Annotated in this window: 15 protein-coding genes; 7 read left to right on the top strand and 8 right to left on the bottom strand. The window is 73.6% G+C overall.

Annotated features, from left to right (window positions below; translation table 11 throughout):
* Positions 1 to 12: 12 nt before the first annotated feature.
* The 3 genes from ET526_RS03340 to ET526_RS03350 all read right to left on the bottom strand — a co-directional run bounded on the left by ET526_RS03340 (position 13) and on the right by ET526_RS03350 (position 3,345).
* Entirely contained in the window at positions 13 to 807 is a 795-nt protein-coding gene (locus tag ET526_RS03340) for an SDR family NAD(P)-dependent oxidoreductase (RefSeq protein ID WP_135466241.1), read from the bottom strand.
* A 169-nt stretch (positions 808 to 976) separates the two neighbouring features.
* On the bottom strand, positions 977 to 1,939 hold the full coding sequence (gene hemB, locus ET526_RS03345) for a porphobilinogen synthase (RefSeq protein WP_240048241.1): 963 nt from the start codon (positions 1,937 to 1,939) through the stop codon (positions 977 to 979).
* A gap of 80 nt (positions 1,940 to 2,019) precedes the next feature.
* On the bottom strand, positions 2,020 to 3,345 hold the full coding sequence (locus ET526_RS03350) for an O-acetylhomoserine aminocarboxypropyltransferase/cysteine synthase family protein (RefSeq protein ID WP_192898647.1): 1,326 nt from the start codon (positions 3,343 to 3,345) through the stop codon (positions 2,020 to 2,022).
* A gap of 148 nt (positions 3,346 to 3,493) precedes the next feature.
* Between ET526_RS03350 and ET526_RS03355 the strand changes: the two genes are divergently transcribed.
* Both ET526_RS03355 and ET526_RS03360 read left to right on the top strand, forming a co-directional pair.
* Positions 3,494 to 5,806, top strand: coding sequence for a molybdopterin-dependent oxidoreductase (locus ET526_RS03355; protein WP_135466243.1), 2,313 nt, complete (start codon positions 3,494 to 3,496; stop codon positions 5,804 to 5,806).
* On the top strand, positions 5,803 to 7,362 hold the full coding sequence (locus ET526_RS03360) for a PhoX family protein (protein WP_158295474.1): 1,560 nt from the start codon (positions 5,803 to 5,805) through the stop codon (positions 7,360 to 7,362). Before ET526_RS03355 ends, ET526_RS03360 begins: the two co-directional genes overlap by 4 nt.
* 102 nt (positions 7,363 to 7,464) lie before the next feature.
* Here the strand turns inward: ET526_RS03360 and ET526_RS03365 are convergent, their stop codons facing one another.
* The 3 genes from ET526_RS03365 to ET526_RS03375 form a co-directional block, all read right to left on the bottom strand.
* Positions 7,465 to 9,096, bottom strand: coding sequence for a gamma-glutamyltransferase family protein (locus ET526_RS03365; protein WP_204623460.1), 1,632 nt, complete (start codon positions 9,094 to 9,096; stop codon positions 7,465 to 7,467).
* 62 nt (positions 9,097 to 9,158) lie between these two features.
* Positions 9,159 to 9,923, bottom strand: coding sequence for an enoyl-CoA hydratase-related protein (locus tag ET526_RS03370; RefSeq protein ID WP_135466245.1), 765 nt, complete (start codon positions 9,921 to 9,923; stop codon positions 9,159 to 9,161).
* A 27-nt stretch (positions 9,924 to 9,950) separates the two neighbouring features.
* On the bottom strand, positions 9,951 to 11,117 hold the full coding sequence (locus tag ET526_RS03375) for an acyl-CoA dehydrogenase family protein (protein ID WP_135466246.1): 1,167 nt from the start codon (positions 11,115 to 11,117) through the stop codon (positions 9,951 to 9,953).
* A 109-nt stretch (positions 11,118 to 11,226) separates the two neighbouring features.
* Between ET526_RS03375 and ET526_RS03380 the strand changes: the two genes are divergently transcribed.
* From ET526_RS03380 to ET526_RS03390, 3 genes are read left to right on the top strand one after another with little or no spacing between them, the layout of a single operon-like run.
* Entirely contained in the window at positions 11,227 to 13,413 is a 2,187-nt protein-coding gene (locus tag ET526_RS03380) for a N,N-dimethylformamidase beta subunit family domain-containing protein (protein ID WP_240048230.1), read from the top strand.
* A 15-nt stretch (positions 13,414 to 13,428) separates the two neighbouring features.
* Positions 13,429 to 16,089, top strand: a complete 2,661-nt coding sequence (gene pepN, locus ET526_RS03385; RefSeq protein WP_135466247.1) for an aminopeptidase N — start codon at positions 13,429 to 13,431, stop codon at positions 16,087 to 16,089.
* A gap of 28 nt (positions 16,090 to 16,117) precedes the next feature.
* On the top strand, positions 16,118 to 17,485 hold the full coding sequence (locus tag ET526_RS03390; protein ID WP_135466248.1) for an MmgE/PrpD family protein: 1,368 nt from the start codon (positions 16,118 to 16,120) through the stop codon (positions 17,483 to 17,485).
* Between the two features lie 51 nt (positions 17,486 to 17,536).
* On the opposite strand, the gene ET526_RS03395 is transcribed toward ET526_RS03390, so the two are convergent.
* Together ET526_RS03395 and ET526_RS03400 are read right to left on the bottom strand one after the other, a co-directional pair.
* Entirely contained in the window at positions 17,537 to 18,511 is a 975-nt protein-coding gene (locus tag ET526_RS03395) for a Bug family tripartite tricarboxylate transporter substrate binding protein (protein WP_158295475.1), read from the bottom strand.
* A gap of 111 nt (positions 18,512 to 18,622) precedes the next feature.
* On the bottom strand, positions 18,623 to 19,735 hold the full coding sequence (locus tag ET526_RS03400; RefSeq protein WP_135466250.1) for an S-(hydroxymethyl)glutathione dehydrogenase/class III alcohol dehydrogenase: 1,113 nt from the start codon (positions 19,733 to 19,735) through the stop codon (positions 18,623 to 18,625).
* Between the two features lie 188 nt (positions 19,736 to 19,923).
* On the opposite strand from ET526_RS03400, the gene ET526_RS03405 reads away from it, so the two are divergent.
* Complete coding sequence (locus tag ET526_RS03405) at positions 19,924 to 20,880, top strand: Bug family tripartite tricarboxylate transporter substrate binding protein (RefSeq protein ID WP_135466251.1); 957 nt, start codon at positions 19,924 to 19,926, stop codon at positions 20,878 to 20,880.
* A 25-nt stretch (positions 20,881 to 20,905) separates the two neighbouring features.
* Positions 20,906 to 21,853, top strand: a complete 948-nt coding sequence (locus tag ET526_RS03410; RefSeq protein WP_158295476.1) for a Bug family tripartite tricarboxylate transporter substrate binding protein — start codon at positions 20,906 to 20,908, stop codon at positions 21,851 to 21,853.
* Positions 21,854 to 21,866 lie beyond the last annotated feature (13 nt).

Raw genomic sequence — 21,866 nt, forward strand, 5'->3', positions numbered from 1 at the left:
GCCTCGGCTCGGTCAGTATCCGGGGCGCGGCGTCAGCTCCATGATCACTTGGTCGAGCCCGCCATCCACCAGGATCTCGGCGCCGGTGACGTAGGCGGCGCGGGGGCTGGCGAGCCAGGTCACCGCGTCGGCGATGTCCTGCGGGGTGCCGACCCGGCGCAGCGGCAGCATCGCCGCCCGCCGCGCCGCGATGTCGGGATCCTGGTAGAAGCTTTCCGACATCGGGGTGCGGATCATCCCCGGGCTGACCACGTTGCTGCGCACTCCCTCCGGCCCCCATTCCAGCGCGAGCTGGCGCGACAGCATGGCGACCGCGGCCTTGGACGGGCTGTAGGCGCCGCTCCTCGGCTGGGGGTTGGAGGCGGCGATGGAGGCGATGTGCACGAGCGCCCCCGATTTCCGCTCGATCATCCCCCGCCCGAAGGCCTGGGCGCAGAGCAGGTAGCCGGTGAGGTTCACCGCCAGGAGCTGGTCCCACTCGGCGCGGGAGAGGGTGGCGAGCGGGCCGGGGCGCAGGATGCCGGCATTGTTCACCAGGATGTCGGCCGGGCCGAGCCGCGCCGCCACCGCCTCGGCGGCGGCGCCGACGCTGCCCTCGTCGGTGGTGTCGCAGCCGATGGCGAGCGCGCGCGCGCCCTTCGCCGCGAGTTCGGCGGCAAGGCCCTCGGCCGCCGTCGCCTCGCGGTCGAGCAGCGCCACGGCGGCGCCGGCCGCGGCGAGATTCGCCGCGATCGCGCGGCCGATGCCACCCGCCGCGCCGGTGACGACGGCGGTCTTCCCGCCCAGCCCGAGCCAGTCGCTGGCCATGCCCGTTCCCTCCCGCTGGTCCGGCGATCAGACGCGGGTGCGGCGGAGCGGGTCAAGCCCCAGAGCGGAAGCGCCCCTGCGGCGTGATCCGCTTCGACGGATCGCGCTCCCGCCCTTCATTGCGTGCCCGGTTCACCGCTCCGGCGCTCCCGCCGTCGCGGAACGCGCGCTAGCCGCGCAGCCGCCGCGCCGCCTCGACCGCGAAGTAGGTCAGCACCCCATCCGCGCCGGCGCGCTTGAAGGCGATCAGGCTCTCCATCATGGCGCGTTCATGGTCGAGCCAGCCGTTCCGCACCGCCGCCATGATCATCGCGTACTCGCCCGAGACCTGGTAGGCGAAGGTCGGCACGCCGAAGCGGTCCTTCACGCGCCGGACGATGTCGAGATACGGCATCCCCGGCTTGACCATGACCATGTCCGCCCCCTCGGAGAGATCGAGCGCCACCTCGCGCAGCGCCTCGTCCGAATTGGCGGGGTCCATCTGGTAGGTCTTCTTGTCGCCCTTCAGCGCGCCGCCGGAGCCGAGCGCGTCGCGGAACGGGCCGTAGAAGGCGGAGGCGTACTTCGCGGCGTAGGACATGATCCTGGTGTGGATCAGCCCCTCCCGGTCGAGCGCGCTGCGGATGGCGCCGACGCGGCCGTCCATCATGTCGGACGGCGCGATGACGTCGATGCCGGCCTCGGCCTGGATCACCGACTGGCGCTCGAGCACGACGAGGGTGGCGTCGTTGGCGACGTAGCCCTCGCGGATCACCCCGTCATGCCCGTGGTCGGTGTAGGGGTCGAGCGCCACGTCCCCGACCAGCCCGACCTCCGGGAATTCCCGCTTCAGGAGGCGGGCGGCGCGGCAGATCAGGTTCTCCGGGTTCAGCGCCTCGGTCCCCTCGGGGTCCTTGAGCTCGGGCGGCGTCATCGGGAAGATCGCCACCGCCGGAATGCCGAGCCGCGCCGCCGGCTCCACATGCGCCGCAAGACGGTCGAGCGTGACCCGCGCCACGCCGGGCATGGAGGCGACCGGGCGCTCCTCCCGCTCGCCCTCCATGACGAAGATCGGCCAGATCAGGTCGTCCACCGAGAGCGCGCTCTCGGCCACCAGGCGGCGCGTCCAGGCGTCGTGCCGGTTGCGCCGCATCCGGATGGTGGGGAAGCCGCCCGGCGCGGCGGGAAGCTCCCGCCGCGTCAGGTCCGGGCCGAGGGCCCGCCGGTCCGCGTTCATTGCGCCGCCATCTTCGCTCCGCCGGCGCCCGCCGCGGCCAGGGCCTGGTCGAGGTCGCCGAGGATGTCCTCGATGTGCTCGATGCCGATGGAGAGCCGCACATAGCCCGGCGTGACGCCGGAGGCGGCCTGTTCGTCCACCGAGAGCTGGCTGTGCGTCGTCGTCGCCGGGTGGATCGCCAGGCTGCGCGCGTCGCCGATATTGGCGACGTGGTAGAACATCTTCAGCGCCTCGATGAAGCGCCGCCCGGCCTCCGCCCCCGCCTTCAGCTCGAAGCCGATCAGGCTGCCGTGGCCGCCCTTCAGATAGGCGTCGGCGCGGCGGCGCATCTCCCCGTCCTGCAGGGAGGGGTGGATCACCTTGTCCACCGCCGGGTGCTGCGCCAGCCAGGCCGCCACCTTCGTCGCGTTGGCGCAGTGCCGCTCCATGCGCAGCGGCAGGGTCTCCAGCCCCTGGATGGTGAGGAAGGCGTTCATCGGCGCCATCGGCGCGCCGATGTCGCGCAGCAGGCAGGTGCGCATGCGGATGATGTAGGCGATGGGCCCGAGCGGCTTCACCGCCTGGGTCCACACCGCACCGTGGTAGGAGGGATCCGGCTTGTTCAGCGTGGGGAAGCGGTCGCCCCACCTCTCCCAGTCGAAGTTGCCGCCATCCACCACGATGCCGCCGATCGAGGTGCCGTGGCCGCCGATCCACTTGGTGGTGGAGTGCATCACCACCGCCGCGCCGTGCTTCAACGGCTGGCAGATGATGGGGGCGGCGGTGTTGTCCATGATCAGCGGCACGCCGAGCTCGCGCCCGATCGCCGCCACCTCGCCGATCGGGAAGACGTTGAGCTTCGGGTTGGGCAGCGTCTCGGCGTAGTAGCAGCGGGTGCGCGCATCGGTGGCGCGGCGGAAATTCTCGGGATCCGTCGGGTCCACGAAGCGGACCTCGACGCCGAACTGCTTCAGCGTGTTGGCGAACAGGTTCCAGGTGCCGCCGTAGAGGTCGGTGGAGGAGACGACGTTATCCCCCGCTTCGCACAGGTTCATCACGCTGAAGGTGGTGGCCGCCTGGCCCGAGCCGAGGGCGAGCGCCGCCACGCCCCCCTCCAGCGCCGCGACGCGCTTCTCCAGCACGTCCACGGTCGGGTTCATGATGCGGGTGTAGATGTTGCCGAGCTCCTGCAGCGCGAACAGGCGCGCGGCGTGGCCCGTGTCCTGGAACTGGTAGGAGGTGGTCTGGTGGATCGGCACGGCCACCGAGCCGGTGGCGGGGTCCGCCCGCCAGCCGGCGTGCAGCGCCAGGGTCTCCGGGTGGGTGGTGGGAGCGTCGGTCATCAGCCCTGTCCCTGCTGTGCTCGTCTGGCAGGGGAGCCTAGGGCCTGCCCGGGCGCTCCGCCAGCCCGGCCGGTTGACCCGGCCCGGCCTTTGCGTGCAGGAACGCCGCGACGGGCGAGGCCCGCCGCAGGGAAGGGACGCAGCCGGAATGACGATGCTCAAGCCGCATGCCTCGCATTGGGGCTTCTTCGACGCGGTGGTGGAAGGCGGCCGCGTCGTTGGCGTCCGCCCCTTCGGGCCGGACCCCTTCCCCGGCAGCCTGATCGAGAGCGTGCCGGACGTGGTCCACGCCCCCTGCCGGATCGACCGCCCCTACATCCGCAAGGGCTGGCTGGAGGGGCGCCGGCGCGGGGCGATGCGCGGCGGCGAGCCCTTCGTCCCCGTCTCCTGGGACCGCGTCACGCGCCTGCTGGCGGAGGAGACGCGGCGCATCCGCACCGAGCACGGGCCGACCGCGATCTACGGCGGCTCCTACGGCTGGTCCTCGGCCGGGCGGTTCCATCACGCCAAGACGCAGCTCCAGCGCTTCCTCGGCCTCGGCGGCGGCTTCACCTCCTCGATCCACGCCTATTCCTACGCCACCGGCCAGGCGCTGATGCCGCACGTCGTCGGCACGGCGGAGATCCTGCTCGGCCGCATCACCGACTGGGAGGCGATCGCGCGGAACGCGCGGCTGATGCTCTGCTTTGGCGGGCTGGCGGCGAAGAACGGCCTCGTCCTCTCGGGGGGGATGGGGCGGCACGACTACCTGCCGCTGATGCGCAAGGCGCGCGCCGCCGGAGTGCGGCTGGTCAGCATCTCCCCCTATCGCGGCGACACCGAGGCCGATCTCGGCGCCGAATGGGTGCCGATCCGCCCCGGCACCGACGCGGCGATGATGCTGGCGATGGCGCACGCGCTGCTCGCCGAGGGGCGCGAGGACCGCGCCTTCCTCGCCACCCGCTGCGTCGGCTGGGAGCGGCTGCGCGCCTACATCCTGGGCGAGACGGACGGCACGCCGAAGACGCCCGCCTGGGCCGCGCCGATCACCGGCGTGCCGGCGGAGACGATCCGCCGCCTGGCGCTGGACTGCGCGGACACCCCCAACATGCTCACCGCCGCCTGGTCGCTGCAGCGCGCCGATTACGGGGAGCAGCCCTGGTGGATGCTGGTGGCGCTCGCCGCCATGCTCGGCACCATCGGCAGGCCCGGGCAGGGGGTGGGCTTCGGCTACGGCTCGACCAACGGCATGGGTACGCCGCGGCGGGAGCTGCCCGCCGTGTCCTCCCCGGTCGCACGCAACCCGGTGCCGCTGACCATCCCGGTGGCACGCATCACGGAGATGCTGGAGCGGCCGGGTGAGGTGCTGCAGTTCAACGGCCGCGACATCACCCTGCCGGACATCCGCATGATCTGGTGGGCCGGTGGCAACCCCTTCCACCACCACCAGGACCTCAACCGCCTGCTGCGCGCCTGGTCCCGCCCCGAGACCATCGTGGTGCAGGAGCCCTGGTGGACCGCGGTGGCGCGCCACGCCGACATCGTGCTGCCGGCGACCACCACGCTCGAGCGCAACGACATCGCCTTCTCCTCCCGCGACCGCTTCGTGCGCGCCATGCACCAGGCGATCCCGCCCCAGGCGCAGGCGAGGAACGACCACGACATGCTGGCCGACATCGCCGAGGAGCTCGGCTACCGCGACCGCTTCACCGAGCAGCGCGACGAGGCGGCCTGGCTCCGCCACCTCTACGAGCGCTGGCGGCAGGTCTGCGCCGGCATGGGCTTCGAGGCCCCCTCCTTCGACCGCTTCTGGGAGGAGGGTCATGTCGAGGCGCCGGAGCCGCCGCCGGAGGAGGCCTACACGCAGTTCGCCGACTTCGCCGCCGACCCGGAGGAGCACCCGCTCGACACCCCCTCCGGGAAGGTGGAGATCTTCTCCGAGACCATCGCCTCCTTCGGCTACGACGACTGCCCCGGCCACCCGGTCTGGATCCCGCCGCGCGAGTGGCTGGGGGCGGAGAAGGCGGCGCGTTTCCCGCTGCACCTCCTCTCCTACCAGCCGGCGACGCGGCTGCACGGGCAGCTCGATCCCGGCCGGGTCGCCGCTGCCGACAAGATCCAGGGCCGTGAGCCGGTCCTGATGCATCCGGAGGACGCCGCCGCGCGCGGCCTCGTGGAGGGGCAGGTGGTGCGCGTGTTCAACGACCGCGGCGCCTGCCTCGGCGGCCTCCGGCTCGATGCCGGGCTGCTCCGTGGCGTGGTCACGATGGCCACCGGCGCCTGGTTCGATCCGCAGGAGCCGGGCGTGCCCGGCAGCCTCTGCGTCCACGGCAACCCCAACGTGCTGACGCCGGATGTCGGCACCTCGCGCCTCGGCCAGGGACCCTCGGCGCAGTCCTGCCTGGTCGAGGTGGAGCGCTGGGACGGGCCGCTGCCGCCGGTGCGCGCGCACCTCCCGCCCCCGATCGAGGAGCCGGCGTGATCCGGCGCCGGCAGATCCTGGCCGCGAGCGCCGCCCTCGCGGCCCCGGCGCTTGCCCGCGCCCAGGCCCGCCCCCCCGAGTTCGGCGCCCTCGCCCTGCCGGTGCGGCAGGACGACACCGTCGCCCCCGGCTACCGGCGCGACGTGCTGGTGCGCTGGGGGGATCGCGTCACCTTCGATGCGCCACCCTGGAACCCCCGCGCCCCGTCGCCGCGGGCGGCCGCCACGCAATTCGGCTGGGATGCGCGGGTCTGCGGCATCGCCATCCCGCCGCCGGCGGCCGACAGCATCCCGCGTGGCGTGCTGGCGGTGGTGCACCCTACGGTGAACCCGGCCATGGCCTGGCCGGGCGGACGGGACCGGCCGGAGGTGGCGGCGGCGATGCAGGGCGCCTCGCTGCTCAACATCGAGAAGCGGGACGGGCGCTGGGTGGTGGTGGATGGCGGCTTCCAGAGCCGGCGCCTGGCCGCCGACACCCTCTGCCGCATCTCGGGCCCGGTCGCGGTCGGGGCGGAGAGCGCCCTTGGCGTGCTTGGGCCGGTCGGCGGCGGCGTGACGCCCTGGGGCACGCTGCTGCTGGCCGAGGGCGATCCGCGCGGCTGGCTCTCGCGCCTCGCGCCGCTGCACCCCCGCTTCACCCATGGCGAGGGCTTCGGCTGGGTGCTGGAGCTCGACCCCTTCGACCCGCTGTCGCTGCCGGTGAAGCGCACCGCGCTCGGCCGCTTCGCCCATGGCGACGTGGCGGCGGCGCTGGCGAGCGACGGGCGCGCCGTGGTGTACATGACCGACCGGCGCCCGGCCGGCTTCCTCTACCGCTTCGTCTCCGCCGACCTGGCGACGGCACGGGACGCGCTCGATGCCGGGCGGCTGTTCGTGGCGCGGCTGGAAGGGGACAGGCTGCGCTGGCTGCCGCTGCCGGAAGGGGGGGAGACGGCGCGCGACCCCGGCGCGTCGGCGCAGCGCGCCGGCGGCACGCCCTTCGACGGCCCCTCCGGCCTCGGCCTTGATCCGCGCCGGCAGCGCCTCCTGCTCGCCTGCCGCGGCAGCCCGGCCCGCCCGGCGGGACATGTGATCGAGATCACCGCCGCCGATGGCGACGACGGGGCGGAAACCGCGCTCGCGCGCCTGCTCTTCGCCGCCGGCGATCCGCGCGACCCGGCGGCGCGCTACGGCGGAGGCGGGCTGCCGCCGGGCAGCGCCATCCCGCTCAACCCCGACACGGTGGCGGTGGACGCGCGCGGGCGTGCCTGGATCGGCACCGACAATGGCGGGGTTGTGCGCGGCCAAGCCGAGGGCCTCTATGTCTGCGAACTGGACGGCCCGCGCCGCGGCGTGCCGCTGCCGGCCTATGGCGCGCCGCGCGCCGCCTCGATCGGCGGCGCGGCGCTGCCCCCGGACGGGGAGATCCTGTTCGCCGCCGTCCGCCACCCCGGCGCCGAGCCGGGCGCGAGCTTCGAGCGGCCGGCGACGCGCTGGCCGGCCTTCGAACCGGGCGTGCCGCCGCGCACCACCCTGATCGGCCTCACGCGCCTCGCTGGCGGCGCCGTCGGCGGCTGATACCGGATCCCACCGGGCGCGGCTTGCGCCCGCCGCCGCGCGTGCGGCGAAGCCAGGCACGCGCCGGCATCCGGGGGCGGATCGGTCACGCTCCGCGGGGGTTCAGACGCCGCCGGCATAGCCGTCGCGCTGCGGGTCGGCGCCGCCCTCGGGCACGCCGTCCCACCGCGCGATGCCGTGCACGCCGGCGAAGGCGTAGGACTGGTAGCTGCGCCGGACCGCGTAGCCCTCCGCCTCCAGCGCCTTCTGCACGGCGCGGGGGATGCGGTTGGAGATGTCGATGGCGTCGCTGGTGGCGGAGAAGCGCGGGGCGCTCACCGCCTCCTGCATCGTCATGCCCCAGTCGAGCAGGTTCAGCAGCACCTGCGCCACCGCCACCGTGATCCAGGCTCCGCCCGGCGCGCCGAGGGTCGCCACCGGGCGCCCGTTCTCCAGCACGATGGCGGGCGACATGGCGGAATAGCGCCGCTTGCCCGGCGCAATGGAGCCGGAGCGGCCGGGCCGCGGATCCATCCAGTTCATCGCGCCGTTCAGCATGAAGCCGAGGTCGGGCGGGATCACGCCGGAAGGGGTGGCCAGGGTGTGCGTCATGGACACCATCATGCCGTCGGCATCCACGCAGGAGACATGAGTGGTATTCTGCGCATCCGCCGTCACCCGCGGCAGGCTGGTGCGCTCGCCGCGGCGGATGCGCGCGGCGCACTCCTCGGCATAGGCAGCGGAGAGCAGCCGCTCCACCGGCACGGGGGTGAAGGCGGGGTCGCCGACATGCGTCTCCTTGTCGCGGCCGGCGATCTTCATCGCCTCGGCCACGGTGCGGATGTAGGCGGGCGTGTTGTGCCCGAGCGCCACGAGGTCGAAGCGCTCCAGGATGCGCAGCATCTCGCCCACCACCACCCCGCCTGCCGGCGGTTCGGGCAGCGCCACGACGTAGCCGCGATAGGGCACGCGGAGCGGCGCGCTCTCCGCCGGGCGGAAGCCGGCCAGATCCTCCATCGAGAGCAGGCCGCCGCCCTGCCGCACCGCCTCGACGATGCACCGCGCGATGGTGCCCCGATAGAACGTCTCCGCGCCCTCGCGCGCGATCAGCCGCAGCGTCCCGGCCAGCGCCGGGTTGCGCACCAAGTCACCAAGGCGCTTCGGCGTACCGTCCGCCCGGCAGTAGAGGCGGTGCCCCTCCTCGGTGAAGCGCAGCTTGTCGGCGTAGGAGAGGCGGCCGTAGGGGCTCTCGTCCATGGTGAACATGGCGTGGACATGAGGGCGGACGATCCAGCCCTCCTCGGCGAAGCCGATCGCCGCCTCGAACAGCGCGTGCCAGGGCCTGCGCCCGAGCCGCGCATGCGCCTCGGCGAAGACGCTGAGCGCGCCCGGCGTGGTGATCGCCTGCGGGCCAAGCTCGTTCACATGACCCTTCACGCGGTAGCCGAAGCCGTCGCTGCACTCGCCCTCGAAGAGATCCGCCCACATGCCCTCGCGGGCGGCGCCGGGGCAGGTGCCGAGGCCGTTCAGCACGACATGCGTACCGCTCGCCGGGTCGAGCACCTGCAGCGTGGCGATGCCGCCGATGCCGCACATCATCGGGTCCACCACGCCCTGCGTCAGCGCGCAGGCCAGCGCCGCGTCCAGCGCGTTGCCGCCGGTGGCAAGCATGGCGGTGCCGGCCTCCACCGCCTCGGGCTGCGGGGCGACGATCATGGCGCGCGGCGCGGGCAGGCGGCGGGGCGGGCGGGGCATGGCGCGTCTCCTTCTCGCCGGGGAGCATCGCGCCCGCGGGGCAGGGGCCGCAAGCGCGGCGGTCAGCGCCCCTTCCACACCGGCTGGCGCTTCTCGGCGAAGGCGCGCGGACCTTCCTGCGCGTCCTCGCTCATGTACACCGGCTGGAACAGGTGCCGCGCCGCGCGCAGGGCCGCCGAGCGGCCCATCTCCTGGCTGAGGTAGACCAGTTCCCGGCAGGCGCGCACCGTCAGCGGTGCGTTGCCGGCGATGCGTTCCGCCAGCGCCAGCGCCGCCTCCATCAGCCGCTCGCCCGGCACCACCTGGTTGATGTAGCCGAGCTCGAGCAGGCGCCGCGCCGGGATCGGGTCGCCGGTCAGCAGGACCTCCATGGCGACGCGCTGCGGCAGCATGTGGACGAGCGGCGCCGCCCAGGGCGTGCCGCGCCCCACCTTCGCCTCGGTGATGGCGAAGGTGGCGTGCTCGGCGGCGACGCAGAGGTCGCACATCTGCGCCAGCATCCAGCCGCCTGCCATGGCGAAGCCGTTCACGGCGGCGATGGTGGGCTTCGTCACCTCCAGCGTGTCGCCGATCAGCGGCAGGAAGCCCCGGGGCAGCACGCCCCGGCCTTCGGAGGCGGCCTCCTTCAGGTCCATGCCGGCGCAGAAGGCGCGCTCGCCGGCGCCGGTGAGGATGGCGACCTGCGCCGCCGCGTCCGCCTCGAAGCGCCCGAAGGCGGCGAAGATGCCGTCGCGCACGGCGCGGTTGATGGCGTTGCGCGCCTCCGGGCGGTTGATGGTGATCACCGCGACCGGGCCGCGCATCTCGTAGAGGACGGCGTCGCTCATCATCCCTCTCCTTGGCGGGGGCCGGCGTCAGTAGCTCTTCGGCAGGCCGAGCACCCGCTCGGCGATGTAGCAGCAGATCAGGTTGGGGCTCACCGGGGCGATCCAGGGGATCATCGCCTCGCGCAGGAAACGCTCCACATGGTATTCCCTGGCATAGCCGAAGCCGCCATGGGTCATGATGGCGTTCTGGCACGCCTTCAGCCCGGCCTCGGCGGCAAGATACTTCGCCGCGTTCGCCTGCGCGCCGCAGTCGAGGCCCTGGTCGTAGCGCCAGGCGGCCTGCAGGCACATCAGCCACGCCGCCTCCAGCGCCATCCAGTCCTGCGCCAGCGGGTGCTGCACCGCCTGGTTCTGCCCGATCGGGCGGCCGAACACCACGCGCTCCCGCGCGTAGTCGGCGGCGCGGCGCAGCGCGGCGCGGCCGATGCCCACCGCCTCGGCGGCGATCAGCACCCGCTCCGGGTTCAGCCCGTGCAGGATGTAGCGGAAGCCCTTGCCCTCCTCGCCGATGCGGTCCTCCTCCGGCACCTCCATGTCCTCGAAGAAGATCTCGTTGGAGTCCACCGCCTTGCGGCCCATCTTCTCGATCTCCCGCACGCTGGCACGCGCGCGGTCGAGCCTGGTGTAGAACAGGGAGATGCCGTCGGCCGGGTTGCGGCACTGCTCGACCGGCGTGGTGCGCGCCAGCAGCAGGATGTTGTCCGCCACCTGCGCCGTGCTGATCCACACCTTCTGCCCGTTGACGACGTAGCGGTCGCCGCGCCGCTCGGCCCGCGTCTTGAGGCGTGTGGTGTCGAGGCCGGTGGTCGGCTCGGTGACGCCGAAGCAGGCCTTCACCTCGCCGCGGGCGATCGGCGGCAGCATGCGCCGCTTCTGCTCCGGCGTGCCGTGCACCACCACCGGATGCAGGCCGAAGATGTTGAGATGCACCGCCGTCGCGCCCGACATGCCGGCGCCCGAGGCGGCGATCGCCTCCATCATCAGCGCCGCCTCGGTGATGCCGAGGCCGGAGCCGCCATACTCCTCCGGGATGCAGATGCCGAGGTAGCCGGCCTCCGCCACGGCGCGGTGGAACTCGTGCGGGAAGCCGCCCTCGCGGTCCTTTGCCAGCCAGTAGGCGTCGTCGAAGCGGGCGCAGAGCGCGGCGACGCCCTCGCGTATCGCCTCCTGCTCCGGTGTCAGCGCGAAATCCATGGCGGCGTCCTCCCCCTGCAGCCTCGCGCCCGGCCGCCGAGGGGTCAACCGGGCTCGCCTCGCCCGGCGGCCTGGGGCATGCTGGTGTGGCTGGCAAGGGGGTGGGCGCATGGTGGTGCCGCTGATCGGCTATCTCGACCGCTTCTCGGCCCGGCCGGGCGAGCGGCTGGCGGTGAAGGTCTCCTCCGCCCTCGGCGAGCCCTACGAGGCCGATCTGGTGCGCATCCGCCACGCCGACCCGAACCCGGCCGGGCCGGGGATGAAGCTGATCCCGGTGCCGGCGCCCTGGGCGGGCCGCTACCCTTCGCGTGCGCAGCCCGTGCATCGCGGTTCCTGGGGCCGGGCGGAGGGGGTGCTCGACCTCGGCGAGTCCTTCACCGTGGCGCTGCGCGTGCAGCCCTGGCTGCTGCGCGAGGCGCCGCAGACGCTGCTGGCCCTGGAAGGCCCGGGGCGGCGCCTCATCCTGCGCGTCACCGCCGGCGGGGTGGAGGCGGAGGCGGTGGCGGAAGGCGCCACGGCGCGCTGCGCCGTCGCCGCCCCGCCGGTGGCGCGGCGCTGGTACGAGGTGACGGCGACGCTGCGGGACGGGCGGCTGCGCCTGGCGCAGCGGCCGCTGCGGCCGAGCTGGGGCGCGGCGGATGCGGGCGCGGCCGAGGCCCGGCTTGCCGCCGTGCCGTGGTCGGGCCGCTTCGCCGTGACCTTCGCCGCCGAGGCTGGGCCGGACGGGACGATGCGGGGCCACCTGAACGGCCGGCTCGAGGATCCGCTGCTGCTGCGCGGCGCCGCGCCTTTCGTGCCCGTTGCGCCGGAGGCGCTGCTCGCCTCCGGCCGCCTCGCCGCCTGGTGGGATTTCCGCCGCGGCATCGAGGGCGAGGGCATCGAGGATCGCGGCCCCGCCGGGCTGCACGGGCGGCTCGTCAACCTGCCCGCCCGCGCCGTGCGCGGCAGCGCCTGGGACGGCGGCGCGCATTGCTGGCGGCACGATCCGGCGCAGTACGGCGCCATCCACTTCCACGAGGACGACCTCGAGGATTGCGGCTGGGCCACGGATTTCGAGGTGGACATCCCCGCCGACATGCCGAGCGGCGTCTATGGCGTGCGGCTGCGCGCCGGCGGGCAGTGGGACGTCATCCCCTTCTTCGTGCCGCCGCCGAGGGGCGAGGCGCGGGCGCCGATCGCGTACCTCGCTGGCACCTTCACCTACCAGGTCTATGCCAATTACCGGCGCGTCGAGCTGCCGGAGTCGCAGCTTGCGCGGCGGGCGGAATGGGGCGCCTACCCGCATTGCGGCAATCTCGACGCCGATTACGGGCTTTCCACCTACAACACCCACCCGGACGGCAGCGGCATCCACCTCTCCTCGCGCCTGCGTCCGATCTTCAACCTGCGTCCGGGCTTCCTCGCCGTGCCGGACGAGAAGGGCTCCGGCCTGCGGCACCTGCCGGCCGACAGCCACCTGACCGACTGGCTGGAGGAGAAGGGCTTCGCCTTCGACGTCATCACCGACGAGGACCTCGACGAGGAGGGGCTGCCGCTGCTCGCGCGCTACCGCTGCGTCGTCACCGGCTCCCACCCCGAGTACCACACGCAGCGCACGCTGGACGCGCTGCAGGACTACGTGGCGCAGGGCGGGCGGCTGGCCTATCTCGGCGGCAACGGCTTCTACTGGAAGGTGGCGCGCCGCCCCGACCGGCCGCACATCCTGGAGATCCGCCGCGCCGAGGGCGGCATCCGCGCCTGGGCCGCGGAGCCCGGCGAGTACTACCACCAGCTCGACGGCACGCTCGGCGGGCTGTGGCGGCGCAACGGGCGACCGCCGCAGATGCTCTGCGGCGTCGGCTTCTCCGGCCAGGGCAAGTTCGAGGGCAGCCATTACCGCCTGCTGCCGGAGGCGGAGGACCCGCGCGTCGCCTGGATCCTGGAAGGTACCGGCCTCCGCCCGGGCGATGCCTTCGGCGGCTTCGGCCTCTCCGGCGGCGGCGCCGCGGGCTTCGAGCTGGACCGCGCCGATCCCATGCTCGGCACGCCGCCCAACGCGGTGATCCTCGCGCGCTCCGAAGGCCATCAGGAGCATTTCGTCACCGTGCCGGAGGAGCTGCTGACCCACATCACCACCGTCACCGGCGAGCCGCCCGAGGCGCTGATCCGCAGCGAGATCGTGCATTTCGAGACGCGGGGCGGCGGCGCGGTGTTCTCGGTCGGCTCCATCACCTTCTGCGGCAGCCTCTCGCACGGCGGCTACCGCAACCCGATCTCGCGCATGCTCGAGAACGTGCTGCGCCGCTTCAGCGCCTGACCCATCGGATCCTCCATGCCCGACACACAGCGCGACGCCTCCGCCACGCCGCAGCCCATCCGCCGGCAGGACTACCGCCCGCCCGCCTTCCTGGTGGACACGGTGGAGCTCGTCTTCGATCTCGATCCCTCCGCCACCACCGTGCGCGCGCGGCTGGCGCTGCGGCGCAACAGGGCGCATGGCGACCTGGCGGCGCCGCTCCGCCTCGATGGCGAGGGTCTGGAACTGCTGGAGATCGCGCTGGACGGCGTGCCCCTGCCGCCGAACCGGTACCGCATCGGGCCGGACGGCGCGCTGTGCATCCCGAACGCGCCGGGCATCTGCACGCTGGAGACGCGCGTGCGGATCGCGCCGGACCGCAACACGGAACTGTCCGGCCTCTACACCTCCGGCGGCAATTTCTACACGCAGTGCGAGGCCGAGGGCTTCCGCCGCATCACCTTCTTCCCCGACCGGCCGGACGTGATGGCGCGCTACACCGTCACCCTCATCGCCGACCGCGCGCGCTGGCCGGTGCTGCTCTCCAACGGCAACCCCGAAGGCTCCGGGGCGGCGCAGGGCGGGAAGCACTGGGTGCGCTGGGTGGATCCCCATCCCAAGCCGAGCTACCTCTTCGCCCTGGTCGCCGGCGACCTGGTGAACGTGCACGACACCTTCACCACCCGCTCCGGCCGCCAGGTCTCTCTGAACATCTGGGTGCGGCGCGGCGACGAGCCCCGCTGCGGCCACGCCATGGAGAGCCTGAAGCGCGCCATGCGCTGGGACGAGGAGACCTTCGGACTGGAATACGACCTCGACGTGTTCAACATCGCCGCCGTCTCCGACTTCAACATGGGGGCGATGGAGAACAAGGGGCTCAACATCTTCAACACCAAATACGTTCTCGCCAGCCCGGAGACCGCCACCGACGCCGACTGGCAGGGCATCGAGACCGTGGTCTCGCACGAGTACTTCCACAACTGGACCGGCAACCGCGTCACCTGCCGCGACTGGTTCCAGCTCTCGCTGAAGGAGGGGCTGACGGTCTTCCGCGACCAGGAATTCTCCGCCGACCAGGGCAGCCGCGCGGTGAAGCGCATCCGCGACGTGCGCGGGCTGCGCGCCGCGCAATTCCCCGAGGATGCGGGACCGATGGCGCATCCGGTGCGCCCCGACAGCTACATCGAGATCGAGAATTTCTACACCCCGACCGTCTACCAGAAGGGCGCGGAGGTGGTGCGGCTGATCCATACCCGCATCGGCGCGGCCGCCTTCCGCAAGGGGATGGACCTCTACATCGCCCGCCACGACAACCAGGCGGTGACGATCGAGGAGTTCGTCCAGGCCATGCAGGACGCATCCGGCGAGGATCTCTCCGCCTTCATGGGCTGGTATTCCCAGGCCGGCACGCCGGAAGTGACGGCCGAAGATGCCTACGACCCCGCCGCGCGCCGCTACACGCTGACGCTGCGCCAGCGCACGCCTCCGACGCCGGGACAGCCGGAGAAGCGCCCTCTTCCCATCCCCGTCGCCATGGGCCTGCTCGATCCTGCGGGCCAGGCGCTGCCGACGCGCCTCGCCGGGGAGAACGAGGCCCGCGCCGGCACGCGCATGCTGCTGCTCGACCAGGCGGAGCGGCGCTTCGTCTTCGAGGATGTCCCCGCCCCGCCCGTGCCCTCCCTGCTGCGCGGCTTCTCCGCCCCGGTGCGGCTCGGCGGCATCCCGCGCGAGCGGCTGCGCTTCCTCGCCGTGCACGACACGGACCCGTTCGTGCGCTGGGATTCCCACCAGCAATACGCGACCGCGCTGGTGCTCGACATGGTCGCGGCGCATCGCCGTGGCGAGCCGCTCGGCTTCGACCCGGCGCTGGCCGAGGCGGTGACGACCACCCTCGCCGGCGCCGATGACGACCCGGCCTTCGCCGCCGAGGTGCTCGCCCTGCCCTCGGAGGGGGTGATCGCCGACCAGATGGAGGTCGCCGACCCGGAGGCGATCCACCTCGCGCGCGAGCATCTGCGCCGCGAGATCGGCCGCCGCTGCGCCGACACCCTGCGCGCCGCCTACGAGGCGCTGACCGACACCGGCCCCTACCGCATCGACGGGCGCGGCATCGGCCGCCGTGCCCTGCGCAACGCCTGCCTCGGCTATCTCGCCGCGGCGGGGGAGGAGGGGGTGCGCCTCGCCAAGGCGCAATTCGATGCGCAGGCGAACATGACCGACGTGCTCGCCGCCCTGTCGCTGCTCGCCGACACCGATGCGCCGGCGCGGGAGGAGGCGCTCGCCGCCTTCCACGCGCGCTGGCGCGGCGACGAGCTGGTGCTGGACAAGTGGTTCGCGATCCAGGCCATGTCCTCGCGCCCGGATACGGTCGCCGCGGTGCGCGCGCTCTACCGGCACCCGGATTTCGACCTGCGCAACCCGAACCGCGCGCGGGCGCTGATCGGGGCCTTCGCCTCCGGCAACCCGGCGCGCTTCCACGACGCCTCCGGCGAGGGCTACCGCTTCCTGGCCGATGCGGTGATCGCGCTCGACCCGATCAACGGCGCCACCGCGGCGCGCCTCGTCTCGCCGCTCGGCCTGTGGCGCCGCCAGGCGCCGGAGCGCGCGGCGCTGATGCGGCGCGAGCTGGAGCGGATCCTGGCGCTGCCGTGCCTCAGCCGCGGCACCTTCGAGAAGGTCTCGAAGGCGCTCGCGTGAGCGGCGCCGCGAGAAGGGAGGAAAGGCCATGACCGAACCGCTCAGCCTCCGGATCGGCGCCTTCGCCGCCGGCTTCGGCCCGCACCGCCTGACGGCGGAGGAGGCGCGCCTGGCGCGGCGCGCGCTGCTCGATACCCTGGCCTGCGCCCTCGGCGGCCTCCGCGAGGAGCCGACGGCGCGGGCGCTGCGCTACGCCCGTGCCGTCAGCGGGCCCGGCGTCGCGCGCGTCTGGGGCACGTCCGAGCGGCTCGGCCTCGAGCAGGCGGCCTTCGTCAACGCCGTCGGCGGCCATGTGCTCGACTATGACGACGTCGCCACCCCGCTGCGCGGCCACCCCTCGGTCGCCATGCTGCCGGCCCTGGTCGCGCTGGCGGAGGCGGAGGGGCTCGGGCTGCAGGCGCTCGCCGCCGCCTATGTCGTCGGCTTCGAGGTGATGGGCCGGATCGGCGAGGCGATCGGCGACGAGCACTACGCCAAGGGCTGGCACGCCACCGCCAGCATCGGGCTGCTCGGCACCACCGCCGCCTGCGCCAGCCTGCTCCGCCTCCCGGCACGGGCGACGGCGGACGCGATCGGCCTCGCCGTGGCGCAGGCGGCGGGCTGCCGGGAGAATTTCGGCACCGACGCCAAGTCCTTCCAGGCCGGCCACGCCAACCGCGCGGCGCTGCAGGCGGTGCTGCTGGCGCGCGAGGGGTTCGGCGCCTCGCCCGCCGTCTTGGAGGGGCCGCGCGGCTATGGCGCGCTCTACGGCGCCGGGGAGGATCTGGCGCGGGCGCTGGAGGGCATCGGGGAGGCGCCGCGTCTGCTGACCCGGGCGGGACTCGAGGTGAAGAAGTACCCCATGTGCTACGCCACCCACCGCGCCCTGGACGGCCTGCTCGACCTGAAGGCGGAAACCGGCATCGGCCTCGGCGAGGTCGCGGCGGTGGAGGTGGAGGGCAGCCACCGCGCCTTCGCGCCGCTGCTGCACGACCGGCCGCGGACCGGGCTCGAGGCGAAGTTCAGCCTGCCCTATGCCGTGGCCGCGGCGCTCGCCGACGGGCGCGTGACGCTCGCGAGCTTCGAGGATGCGGCGGTGCGCCGGCCGGAGATCCAGGCCTTCCTGCCGCTGGTGACGAAGCGCGAGGCCGACGGCCCGCTCAACCCGCGCTACGCCGAGATCACGGTGCGGCTGCGCGACGGCCGCACGCTGCGCCGCCGTGTCGAGGCGCTGCGCGGCGGGGCGGCGCTGCCGCTCTCCGAGGCGGACCTCGTCGCCAAGCTCGCCGACTGCCTGGCCCATGCCGGCATCGCCGCCGATGCGGAGCGGGTGGCGGCGGCCATCCTCGGCCCGGCCGACCGCCCGCTGGCGGAGGTGCTGGCGCTGCTGGCGCCGGTCCGCGCCGCCGCCGAATAGGGCAACGCCGCAGCCCGGGGGCGCCGCGCGCCGCCCCCCGGGCCGCCGCCGTCAGTCGAGGCGGATGTTGTAGGCCTCGATCACCCTCTGGAAGGCGTCGCGCTGCTCGCGCAGATAGGTGACGAAGGCCTCGCCCCGGCGGACATCGGGTTCCACGCCGATCGAGGCGAAGCGCTCCCGCACCTCGGGGTTCGTCATGGCGCGCTCCACCTCGATGGCGAGCCGCTCGATGATCGGCGCCGGCGTTCCGGCGGGCACCATCATTCCCACCCAGGCGCCGGCATCGAAGCCGGCCAGCCCCTCGGTGCGGGACAGGGGAGGGATGTCCGGCGCCAGGCTGGTGCCGTTGACGAGCGAGACGCCAAGCGCCCGCAGCCTGCCCTGGCGGATCAGCGGCCCGGTGCCGGCCAGCGTCTCCATCGCGTAGTCCACCTGCCCGGCGACCACCGCCGTCAGCCCCGGCGCGCTGCCCTGGAAGGGCACGTGCACGCTGTCCAGCCCGGCGGCCCTGTGGAACATCAGGGTGATGAGGTGCGCGGCCGCGCCGGTGCCCGAGGTGGCGAAGGTGTAGCGGCCGGGATTGGCCCGCACCACGCGGATGAACTCCTCGATCGTCTGCGCCGGGAAATTCGGGTTGGTGACGACCACGTAGGGGGAGAGGCCGAAGCTCGCCACGGGGGCGAAGTCGCGCTCCGGGTTGTAGGGGGTGCGCTGCACCAGCGGCGCGGTGGTGATCGGCCCGGTGGAGGCGGCGAGCAGGGTGTAGCCGTCCGGCGCCGCCTTGGCGACGGCGTCGGTGCCGATCATGCCGCCGGCGCCGGCGCGGTTCTCCGGCACCACCGGCTGGCCGAGCTGCTCGGAAAGGCGCTGGGCGATCACCCGCCCGGCGAGGTCGGTCGCCTGCCCCGGCGGCCAGGGGATGATGATGCGCAGCGGCCGCTGCGGCCAGGCCGGCTGCTGCGCCCGCGCGCCGGCGGCGGCGCCCAGGAGGGCGGGAGTGGCGAGAAGGAGGGTCCTGCGCTGCAAGGTGACGTTGCTCCCTGTTGCGGTCGTGCCGCGTCGCGGCGGCCACATAGGCCTTGTGGACCGGTCCGGGAGCGCTGCCAAGCGGGCCGCGCCCTTCCCCGCCGGGCGGCCTCAGTACAGCACCACCGAGCGGATCGACTCCCCCCTTTCCATCAGCTCGAAGCCCTCGTTGATCCGCTCGAGCGGCATGGTGTGGGTGATCAGGTCGTCGATGTTGATCTTTCCCTCCATGTACCAGTCCACGATCCGCGGCACGTCGGTGCGCCCGCGCGCGCCGCCGAAGGCGGTGCCGCGCCAGGCGCGACCGGTGACGAGCTGGAAGGGTCGCGTCGCGATCTCCTGCCCTGCCGCGGCGACGCCGATGATGATGCTCTCCCCCCAGCCGCGGTGGCAGCACTCCAGCGCCTGGCGCATGACCTTCACGTTGCCGATGCACTCGAAGGAGAAGTCGGCGCCGCCATCCGTCAGGTCCTGGATCGCCTGCACCACCTTGTCGTGCCCGACCTCGTCCGGGTTGACGAAGTGCGTCATGCCGAACTTCTCGGCCATGGCGCGCTTCTTCGGGTTGATGTCGACGCCGATGATGCGGTCGGCGCCCACCATGCGCGCGCCCTGGATCACGTTGAGCCCGATGCCGCCGAGGCCGAACACGGCGACGTTCGCGCCGGGCCAGACCTTCGCCGTGTAGATCACCGCGCCGAGGCCGGTGGTGACGCCGCAGCCGATGTAGCAGATCTTGTCGAAGGGCGCGTCCTCCCGCACCTTGGCCAGCGCGATCTCCGGCAGCACGGTGAAATTGGCGAAGGTGCTGCAGCCCATGTAGTGGAACACCTGCGCGCCGTCGCAGCGGAAGCGGCTGGTGCCGTCCGGCATCACCCCCTTGCCCTGCGTCGCGCGGATCGCGGTGCAGAGGTTGCTGCGCCGCGACAGGCATGTCTTGCACTGCCGGCATTCCGGCGTGTAGAGCGGGATCACGTGGTCGCCCGGCTTCAGCGTGGCGACGCCCGGCCCCACCTCGCGCACGATGCCCGCGCCCTCATGGCCGAGGATGGCGGGGAACAGCCCCTCCGGATCGGCCCCCGAGAGGGTGTAGTGGTCGGTGTGGCAGATGCCGGTGGCCTTGATCTCCACCAGCACCTCGTCCTGCCTCGGTCCCTCGATCTCGATCGTCTCGATGCTGAGCGGCTTCCCCGCCGCCCAGGCGACCGCAGCGCGCGTCCTCATCGCCCAACTCCCTCTCCGGACCGCCGGAGAGTGGAGGCGCGGCCGGCCCCGGTCCAGTCACGCCGGCGCCCGGCCATGGCCGGGTTTCCCCCTCGGGGCGGCGGAGCGGCTTGACGCGCTTCCCGCAAGGGCAGGATCCTCCCCCCGCCCCGCGCGGCAGGGCGGGGCCAAGACAGGGAGGGAGGACGATGCTTCCAGGACGCCTGGCGCTCGCCGCGCTGCTCCTCCTCGCCGCCTCCGCGGCGGGGGCGCAGGAGCGCACCGTCCGCGTCGTCAGCGGCTTCGCCGCCGGCGGCGCCTCGGATTTCGTCAGCCGCTTGGTGGCGGAGGCGGTGGGGCCGATGCTCGGCGCGCGGGCGGTGGTCGAGAACCGCACCGGCGCGAACGGCGCGATCGGCGCGGCCGAGGTGGCGCGCAGCGCGCCCGACGGCGGCACCGTCTTCCAGTGCCCGATGAGCACGCTCGCCATCGCGCCGCAGCTCATCGGCGCCAGCCTGCCGGTGGACCCCGGCACGGCGCTGCAGCCGATCGCCACGGTGGCGCTCTCCTCCTACGGCTTCGTGGTGGCGGCGGACGGCCCCTACCGCAGCGTCGAGGATGTGTTGGAGGCGGCGCGCCAGCGCCCCGGCCAGGTCACCTTCGCCAGCGCCGGGGTCGGCTCCGCGCAGCACCTCTCGGGCGAGCTGCTGCAGCAGAAGACCGGGCTGCGCATGACGCACGTGCCCTATCGCGGCGCCACGCCGGCGATCGTGGACATCCTGGGCGGGCGCACCGACTTCATGATCACCAATCTCGGCGACGCCACGCGCCACATCCAGGGCGGGAAGCTGCGGCTGCTCGCCATCGCCGACGACAGCCGCTCTCCCCTCTTCCCCGAGACGCCGCCGCTCTCCCGCATCGTTCCCGGTTTCGACGTCACCGGCTGGTTCGGCATCTGCGGCCCGAAGGGGCTCTCGGGCGAGCCGCTGCGCCGCTGGGAGGAGGCGCTCCGCGCGGCGCTGCGGGACGAGGCGGTGGTCCGCCGGCTCGCCGACAACGGGCTGACGCCGCATTTCGAGGACTCCGCCACGCTGGCGCGGCGGCTGGAGAACGACCGGCGCACCTGGCTCGAGGTGATCCGCGCCGTGAATGTGCGGGCCGAGTAGCCCGCCCGGCAAGAGGGAGGAACCGATGCGCCTGCTGCTTGGGCTGCTGCTCGCGGCCCTGCCTTTCGTCGCCCACGCCTTCCCAGAGCGCCCGCCGCGCATCCTGGTGGGCTTCGCCGCCGGCGGCACCTCGGACCTCGTCTCCCGCCTGGTCGCCGAGGGCGCGGCGCCCGTGCTCGGCCCGGTGGTGGTCGAGGTGCGCTCGGGCGCGAACGGCTACATCGCGGCCGAGGCGACCGCGCGCGCCGCGCCCGACGGGCACACCCTCTACCAGTGCGCCATGGGGCCGATGACCATCCTGCCCCAGCTCATCGACGTGCGGCTGCCGATAGACCCGCGGCGCGACCTCGTGCCGGTGGCGAACGTGGCCCGGGCGAGCTGGGGGTTGGTGGTGGGCGCGGGCGCGCCCCACCGCAGCCTGCAGGACCTGCTCGCGGCGGCGCGGCAGCGCCCGGGCGAGGTGAGCTTCGCCAGTGCCGGCACCGGCACCGGCCAGCACCTGACCGGCGAGCGGATCGCGGCGATGGCCGGGGTGCGGATGCTGCACGTCCCCTACCGTGGCGCTGCCGCGGCGCTGCCGGACCTGATCGCGGGGCGGGTGGATTTCATGGTGACCAATCTCGGCGACATCGCCGCCCAGGTGCGCGGCGGCCAGCTCCGGCTGCTCGCGGTCGGAGACGAGGCGGCGCGGGAGTTCTTCCCCGAGGCGCCGACACTCGCGGAGACGATCCCGGACCTCGCCATCACCGGCTGGTTCGGCCTGTGCGGGCCGCGCGGCCTGCCCGAAGGGGTGGTGCGCCGCTGGGAGGAGGCGGTCCGCACCGCGCTCGACCAGCCCGCGGTGCGCCAGCGGCTGCGCGAGAACGGCCTCACCCCCGCCTTCGAGACGGCTGCGGATTTCGCCCGCACCATGGAGCGGGACTGGACCGCCTGGGGCGAGGTGATCCGCGCCGCCGGCGTGCGCGCACAGTGACGGCGCCGCGCCC

The sequence above is a fragment of the Crenalkalicoccus roseus genome (genome assembly GCF_004761865.1).
Taxonomy (GTDB): domain Bacteria; phylum Pseudomonadota; class Alphaproteobacteria; order Acetobacterales; family Acetobacteraceae; genus Crenalkalicoccus; species Crenalkalicoccus roseus.